Source organism: Actinomadura sp. WAC 06369, assembly GCF_003947565.1.
Taxonomy (GTDB): Bacteria; Actinomycetota; Actinomycetes; order Streptosporangiales; family Streptosporangiaceae; genus Spirillospora; species Spirillospora rifamycini.
In genome coordinates this window covers 1-6,124 of sequence record NZ_QHJN01000275.1, presented here as the reverse complement: position 1 = coordinate 6,124, position 6,124 = coordinate 1, and the positions used below count along the sequence as shown (strand labels likewise).

Annotated in this window: 5 protein-coding genes; 1 reads left to right on the top strand and 4 read right to left on the bottom strand. The window is 73.0% G+C overall.

Annotated features, from left to right (window positions below):
* From DMH08_RS37885 to DMH08_RS37875, 3 genes are all read right to left on the bottom strand, one after another.
* The coding region (locus DMH08_RS37885) for a serine/threonine-protein kinase (protein ID WP_148108644.1) at positions 1–499 on the bottom strand (499 nt) is incomplete at its 3' end.
* Positions 500–696: 197 nt separating this feature from the next.
* Positions 697–2,328, bottom strand: coding sequence for an L-glutamate gamma-semialdehyde dehydrogenase (gene pruA, locus DMH08_RS37880; RefSeq protein ID WP_026401244.1), 1,632 nt, complete (start codon positions 2,326–2,328; stop codon positions 697–699).
* Positions 2,329–2,343: 15 nt separating this feature from the next.
* On the bottom strand, positions 2,344–3,252 hold the full coding sequence (locus DMH08_RS37875) for a proline dehydrogenase family protein (protein ID WP_125621045.1): 909 nt from the start codon (positions 3,250–3,252) through the stop codon (positions 2,344–2,346).
* A gap of 114 nt (positions 3,253–3,366) precedes the next feature.
* Between DMH08_RS37875 and DMH08_RS37870 the strand changes: the two genes are divergently transcribed.
* The gene (locus tag DMH08_RS37870; RefSeq protein ID WP_125621043.1) at positions 3,367–4,452 is read left to right on the top strand and encodes a PucR family transcriptional regulator; all 1,086 of its coding nucleotides are present in this window, start codon (positions 3,367–3,369) and stop codon (positions 4,450–4,452) included.
* Here the strand turns inward: DMH08_RS37870 and DMH08_RS37865 are convergent.
* Entirely contained in the window at positions 4,443–6,005 is a 1,563-nt protein-coding gene (locus DMH08_RS37865; RefSeq protein ID WP_125621041.1) for an acyl-CoA synthetase, read from the bottom strand. The two genes, DMH08_RS37870 and DMH08_RS37865, sit on opposite strands and share 10 nt — an antisense overlap.
* Positions 6,006–6,124 lie beyond the last annotated feature (119 nt).

Sequence of the window (6,124 nt, the reverse complement as noted above, 5' to 3'; positions counted from 1 at the left end):
CGGCGAGGCCGGCGATGCCGAAGTCGCACAGTTTGAGGCGTCCGTCGGTGAGGACGAAGAGGTTCGCGGGTTTGATGTCGCGGTGCACGATGCCGCGCGCGTGGGCGGCGGCGAGGGCGTCGGCGAGCCGGGCGGCGTGGGCGACGGCGTCGGCGACCGGGAGGCCGCGGGGGTGCCGGCGCACGACGGCCCGGAGGTCCTCGCCTTCGAGGAGTTCCATGACCAGGTAGGCGAGCCCGCCGGTGCGGCCGACGTCGAACACGACGGTGATGCCGGGGTGCTGGAGGGCGGCGGCGGCCTCGGCCTCCCGCTCGAACCGGTCGATCGCGCCGGGGACGTCGGCGAGTTCGGCGGGCAGTACTTTGACGGCGACCGGGCGGCGGAGCCGAAGGTCGACGGCGCGCCAGACTTCGCCCATGCCGCCGCGGCCCAGCACGCTCTCCAGGCGGTACCTGCCGTCGAGTTCGGTCCCGGCGGTGAGGCCCGGCCCGTCCGTCACGCCTGCCTCCGGACGGCCCGCCTCCGGACGGCCGGGGGCCGGTCACGCGTCGGCGGAGGGGCGGCGCGGCGGCATGTCATGAACACGACCAAAGAGTACAACCTGCGCGAATTCCTCTCGGGCGTGCGCGACGCCCGCGACCGGGACGGGTCGCGGGCGTCGGAGCGGGCTCACGCGCGGGCTCACGCGCGGGTGCGTCAGCCCATGTGCGGGTAGCGGTAGTCCGTCGGCGGGACGAACGTCTCCTTGATCGAACGCGGGGACGTCCACCGCAGGAGGTTGAACACCGACCCGGCCTTGTCGTTCGTGCCGGACGCCCGCGCGCCGCCGAACGGCTGCTGGCCGACGACCGCGCCGGTGGGCTTGTCGTTGACGTAGAAGTTGCCCGCGGCGAACCGCAGCACCTCGGCGGTGTGCGCGACGGCGGCCCGGTCGGTCGCGATGACGGCGCCGGTCAGGGCGTAGTCCGACACCGACTCCATCTGCGCGAGCATCTCGTCGTACCGGTCGTCCTCGTACACCAGGACGCCCAGGACCGGCCCGAAGTACTCGGTGCGGAAGATCTCGTTCTCGGGGTCGTCCGACACGAGCACGGTGGGGCGCACGAAGTAGCCGACGGAGTCGTCGTAGGTCCCGCCCGCGACGATCCGGACCGACGGGTCGTCCGCGGCCCGGTCGATCGCGGCCTTGTTCTTCGCGAACGCCCGCTCGTCGATGACGGCGCCCATGAAGTTCGACAGGTCGGCGACGTCGCCCATCGTCAGCCCGTCGACCTCCTCGGCGAGCCGCTCCCGGAACCCGTTCTCCCAGATCGACCGGGGGACGTACGCGCGCGACGCCGCGGAGCACTTCTGCCCCTGGTACTCGAACGCGCCCCGCACGAGCGCGGTCCGCAGGACGTCGGGGTCGGCGGACGGGTGCGCGACGACGAAGTCCTTGCCGCCCGTCTCACCGACGAGGCGCGGGTAGGAGCGGTACTTGTCGATGTTCGCGCCGACCGTCTTCCACAGGTGCTTGAACGTCGCGGTCGAGCCGGTGAAGTGGATCCCGGCCAGGTCGGGGTGCTCGAGCGCGACGTCGGAGACCTCGAGCCCGTCGCCGGTCACCAGGTTGATGACGCCCGGCGGCAGCCCGGCCTCCTCGAGGAGCCGCATGGTGAGGACGGCCGCGTACGTCTGGGTCGGGGACGGCTTCCAGACGACCACGTTCCCCATCATCGCGGGCGCGGTCGGCAGGTTCGCCGCGATCGCCGTGAAGTTGAACGGGGTGATCGCGTAGACGAAGCCCTCCAGCGGCCGCAGGTCCGACCGGTTCCAGACGCCCGGGGAGCTGATCGGCTGCTCGGCGATGAGCCCGCGCGCGAAGTGGACGTTGAACCGCCAGAAGTCCGCCAGTTCGCACGGGCTGTCGATCTCGCCCTGCTGGACGGTCTTGGACTGCCCGAGCATCGTCGCGGCGAGGATCGTCTCCCGCCACGGGCCGGACAGCAGGTCGGCGGCCCGCAGGAAGATCGCGGCGCGGTCGTCGAACGACATCGCGCGCCACGCCGGCGCGGCCGCCAGCGCCGCGGCGATCGCGTCCCGCGCGTCGTCCCGCGTGGCCGTGCCGTACGTCCCGAGCACCGCCGCGTGCCGGTGCGGCTGCACGACGGCGACCTTCGCGCCGGCGCCGAGCCGCCGCTCGCCGCCGATCGTCATCGGCAGGTCCACCGGCGCGGCGCCGCCGAGCTCGGCGAGCTTCGCCTCCAGCCGGGCCCGCTCGGCGCTGCCGGGCGCGTAACCCCGCACCGGCTCGTTCACCGGGGTCGGGACGTTGGTGACGGCGTCCATGAATGTGCCTCCTGGTCAGCGTGAGACGAACGAACGGAGAAAGAAGACGAGGTTGGCGGGACGCTCGGCCAGGCGCCGCATGAAGTAGCCGTACCAGTCGGCGCCGTAGGGCACGTAGACCCGCATCGTGTGGTCCTCCGCCAGCCGGCGCTGCTCGCCGGCGCGGATGCCGTAGAGCATCTGGAACTCGAACGAGTCGGGCTTGCGGTCGTTCTCGGCGGCCAGCGCCAGCGCGATGTCGATCATGCGGGGGTCGTGGCTGCCCACCATCGGGCGCCCGTCCCCCGCCATCAGCAGCTTCAGGCCCCGCACGTAGGCGCGGTCGACCTCGTGCCTGCTCTGGTAGGCGACCGACGACGGCTCGGCGTAGGCGCCCTTGACGAGCCGGACCCGCGACCCCTCCCCCGCGAGGTCCCGCAGGTCGCCCTCGGTCCGCCGCAGCATCGACTGGATCGCGACGCCGACCCACGGGAAGTCGCCCCGCAGTTCCCGCAGCACGCCGAGGGTCGAGTCGACCGTCGTGTGGTCCTCCATGTCGAGCGTGACCGTCATCCCGGCCCGCTGCGCCGCGGCGCAGATCGTCCGCGCGTTGTCCAGGGCGAGCCGGTCGTCCAGGGCCTGCCCGAGCGCCGACAGCTTCAGCGACGCGTCCGCCCCCGGCGCGGACTCCCCCAGCGCCTCGAACAGCGCCAGGTACGCGTCCCGCGTCGCCTCCGCCTGCGCCCGGTCGAGCGTGTCCTCGCCGAGGTGGTCGAGCGTGACCCGCAGGCCGTCCCGGTTCAGCTCCCGCACCGCCCGCACGGCCGCGGCGAGGTCCTCGCCCGCCACGAACCGGTCGACGACGCCGCGCGTGACGGGTACGGCGGTCACGAGACCGCGCGCACGCTCGCTGCGCGCGGCCGCCAGAAGGAGCGGACTCAGCATCAGGGCCTCCGAACTGCGTTGGACACTTCGCACGCTAAACCGGCTTTGCCCGACCGCGTATAGTCAGATGCCACTTTCGGAAGCCGAACTCTTCATACATATGTAACAGGTGCCATGGACCTCCAAGAGATCGTCGAACTGTCCGCCGACCTGCTCGGCGCGCCCGCCACGCTGGAGGACCGCGACTTCCACCTCGTCGCCTACGCCGCGCACGGCGACACGATCGACCCCGTCCGGATGGAGTCGATCCTGCACCGCCGCGCCACCGAGGCCGTCCGGACCCGCTTCGAGCGGCACGGCATCGCCCGCGCCACCGGGCCCGTCCGCATCCCCGCCGACGCCGCCCTCGGCCAGCTCGGCCGCCTGTGCCTGCCCGTCCGCTGGAACGACGTCACCTACGGCTACCTGTGGCTCCTCGACGACGAGGAGAGGATCAGCTCGGCCGAGGCCGCGCGCGCCCTGCCGCTCTGCGAGCGCGCCGGGCTGCTCATGGCCCGCCGCGCCCGCGAACGCGACGACCTCGGCTGGCGCGTCGCCGACCTGCTGTCCTCGCAACCCGACGTCCGCGCCCAGGCCGCCGCCGAACTCGCCGAGTCAGCCGCCCCCGAACCGCCCCTCGCCGTCGCCGTCCTGCGCACCGACGCGCCCGTCCCGCTGAACCCGTGGATGCTCCCGCACTCCGTGCTGCCCACGCTCTGGCAGCGCGACCACGTGCTGCTGATCCCGTCCGGCGTCGCGCCCCGCCCCGTCATCGACCGCGCCCGGCGCCTCCTCGAGGAGCGCGGCGCGCCCGTCCGCGCGGGCCTGCACACCGGGTCGTCCGCCCTCGACGCCGTCCACGAGGGCTGGCTCCGCGCCCGCGTCGCCGCCCGCGTGGCCGCCCCCGGCGAGACCCGCACCTGGACGTCGCTCGGCGCGCTGCGGCTCCTCCGCACGGCCCCCGACGACGCGCTCGCCGAGGCCGTCCGGGTCCCCGGCGCCCTGCGCGACCACCCCGACCTCGAGGCGACCGCCCGCACCTTCCTCGACCACGCGGGCAGCGTCCAGGCCGCCGCCCGCGCGCTGAACGTCCACCGGCAGACGCTCTACCACCGCCTGCGGCGCATCGAGGAGCTGACGTCCCTATCCCTCGCCGACGGCCAGGACCGCCTCACCCTCCACCTGTCCCTGACCCTCGCCCCCCACCTGGACTACTCCTGAGCCAGGGAGGCGTGGGCCGCGCGGAGTTCGCGCTTGAGGATCTTGCCGCTCGGGTTCTTCGGCAGCGACTCGGCGATCACCACGTACTTCGGCCGCTTGTAGGGGGCGAGCCGTTCCCGGGCGTGCGCGTTCACGTCGTCGACGCCGAGGGACGCCCCGGCCTTCGGTACCACCACGGCCGTGACGGCCTCGATCCAGTGCGGATGGCCGATCCCGAACACCGCGACCTCCGCGACGCCCTCCAGCTCGTAGATCGCCTCCTCGACCTCGCGGCTCGCGACGTTCTCGCCGCCCGTCTTGATCATGTCCTTCTTCCGGTCGACCACCGACAGGTAGCCGTCCTCGGTCATGATCCCGAGGTCGCCCGAGTGGAACCACCCGCCGCGGAACGCCTCGGCGGTCTTCTCCTCGTCGCGGTAGTAGCCCCGCGCCGCGTGGGGGCTGCGGTGGACGATCTCGCCGATCTCCCCCGGGGCCACCGGGTTCCCGTCGTCGTCCACCAGCATCGTCTCGACGTTGATCGCCGCGCGCCCGGCGCTCCCGGCGCGCTCCAGCTGCTCGTCCGGCCGCAGGATCGTGGCGAGCGGCGCCATCTCGGTCTGCCCGTAGAAGTTCCACAGCCGCACGTCCGGCAGCCGCCGCTGCAGCTCCCGCAGCACCTCCACCGGCATCGGCGACGCACCGTAGTAGCCCTTCCGCAGGCTCGACAGGTCCCGGACGTCGAAGTCGGGGTGCCGCAGCAGCGAGATCCACACGGTCGGCGGGCAGAACAGCTTGGTGACCTTCTCGCGCTCGATCGTCTCCAGCAGCCGCGCGGGGTCCGGCCCCGGCAGGATGATGCTCGTCGCCCCCAGGTACACGTCGACGCTGAAGAAGCAGTCGAGCTGCGCGCAGTGGTACATCGGCAGCGCGTGCGCCTCGACGTCGTCGGCGCTCATCTCCCCGTCGATGACGCAGCTCACGTACTGGCTGATCAGCGACCGGCTCGTCAGCACGACGCCCTTGGGCCGCGACTCGGTCCCCGAGGTGTACATGAGCCGCAGCGGATCGTCGTCCTCGACCGGCACGTCCGGGACGCCGTCGGGGCCCTGCGCGGCCCACGCGTCGACGTCCTCCCACCCGTCGGCCGGCGCGCCGATCACGCCACGGACCCCGCCCTCGACGCCCGCGATCGCGAGCGCCTTCTCGGCCACGGGCACCAGCACGTCCTCGGCGACGATCCCGGACGCCCCGGAGTGCCCGAGGATGTAGCCGATCTCGTCCGCGTTGAGCATGAAGTTCACCGGGACGAGCACCACGCCGAGCTTCGCCGTCGCGAACGCCAGCACCGCGTACTGCCTGCAGTTGTGGCTCACCAGCGCGAGCCGGTCGCCCTTCCCGAGCCCCCGCGCGGCGAGCGCGTGCGCCGTCCGGTTCACGGCCGCGTCGAACTCCGCGAACGTCCACCGGACGTCCCCGTCGACGACCGCCGCCTTCCCGGGGTACCGCCGGGCCGTCCGGTGCAGGAGATCGCCGTACGAGTGCTGCCGGGCACGAGCGACCGATCCGGACATGGGCGCCTCCACAAAACCGCTGCTTAGGCCCACTTTCGGCCATGTCGGCCGATCATAACCGCGCACCCCGGCCCCCCACCAGATTCCCGCCCGAAGATCCGCCCCAGAATCCCCACGGC

Excerpts from the sequence above, each read along its gene's own strand:
- DMH08_RS37870 (WP_125621043.1), top strand. The coding sequence starts at position 3,367 with ATGGACCTCCAAGAGATCGTCGAACTGTCCGCCGACCTGCTCGGCGCG.
- DMH08_RS37865 (WP_125621041.1), bottom strand. The coding sequence starts at position 6,005 with ATGTCCGGATCGGTCGCTCGTGCCCGGCAGCACTCGTACGGCGATCTC.
- pruA (WP_026401244.1), bottom strand. The coding sequence starts at position 2,328 with ATGGACGCCGTCACCAACGTCCCGACCCCGGTGAACGAGCCGGTGCGG.
- DMH08_RS37875 (WP_125621045.1), bottom strand. The coding sequence starts at position 3,252 with ATGCTGAGTCCGCTCCTTCTGGCGGCCGCGCGCAGCGAGCGTGCGCGC.